This window comes from Azospirillum aestuarii, from assembly GCF_016632405.1.
Classification (GTDB): domain Bacteria; phylum Pseudomonadota; class Alphaproteobacteria; order Azospirillales; family Azospirillaceae; genus Azospirillum; species Azospirillum aestuarii.
Map to the genome: position 1 here is coordinate 1 of NZ_JAEPIV010000094.1, position 1,199 is coordinate 1,199.

Consider the following 1,199-nt stretch of genomic DNA (forward strand, 5'->3'; position numbering starts at 1 on the left):
GCGTCCTTGGCGGTGACCGACACCGGGTTGGACCCGTTGGCGTTCAGGCTGAGCGAACCGGCGGTCGGCGTCGCGGTGGCGAGGTCGATGCTCCAGGTCCCGCCCGTCGCCGTCGTGCTGTAGGTCGCGCCGCCCACCGTGACGGTCACCGTGCTGCCGGCCTCCGCCGTGCCGGCCAGGGTCGGGGTGGCGCTGTTGGTCAGCGCCGCGCTGGTGATGACGGGAACCGCCGGCGGCGTGACGTCGGCCACGCTCACCACCGTGCTGACCCCGGAGATGGTCGCGCTGCCGGTGGCGCCGCCGCTGTCGGTCAGGCTGGCGATGGCCACCGTGCGGTTGCCCAGCGTCGCCGTCCCGCTGGTGTTCTTGTAGGCGACGCCGCCCAGAAGCGCGCTCATCTGCGCGTCGCTGCGCTCCAGCCCGGTGACGGTCACCGTGGCGACACCGCCGACCACCGACACGGTCACGCCGGCGGCGCCGCCCGCGGCGCCCAGCCCGGTCAGGGTGGCGGTGGCGCCGTTGGTCAGGGCGACGTCGGTGCCGCCGATGGTCAGGACCTCGCTGGCGTCGATCACCCCGCCGACGGTGAACACCACGCCGCGGAAGCTCTGCCCCGCCTCCACCGTGGAGGCCGCCACGCCGCTGAACAGGCTGGTCGCGCTGTCCACCCCGACGCCGAAGGTCTTGGCTCCGCCGGTCGCGGTCAGGGTCGGCACGGCGTCGACGGCGATCGTCGCGGTGGCGCTGCCCGTGCTGTAGGCGTCGGCGCTGGTGTCGGCGGTGCCGCCCGCCGTGCCGCTGGTCAGATCCCACGCCTTGAAGGTCAGGCCGCCGGTGTCGGTGCTGGTGAAGCCCGACCCGCTGGGCACGAAGCGCACGCGGTCCGACCCGGCGAGCAGCAGCGCCGCGCCGTTGGACGAGCCGGTGGGAATGTCCGTCCAGGCGCCGTTGCCGACCTTGTACTGCCAGGTGCCGTTGGTGTTGGTCACGCCGGTGACGGCGATGCCCAGCGGGACGACGGTGACCATCGGGACCGGGCTGTCGTACTCCGCGTCGGTGGCGGTGCCGGCGGAGGCCAGCAGGGCGGTGACGGTGGTGCCGGTGTTGGCGGCGTCGGCGATGCCCTGGTCGATGGCGGTCAGGCTGCGGACGTCGCCGGACAGGATCGGGCTGTCGTTGGCGCCGGTGAAGTTGAGGGT

The 1,199-nt window shown here is 73.8% G+C and carries 1 pseudogene; it reads right to left on the reverse strand.

The features are described 5' to 3' along the window. Window positions 1-1,199 (reverse strand): annotated as a pseudogene (locus JJL56_RS32760) (Ig-like domain-containing protein); the annotation flags it as partial.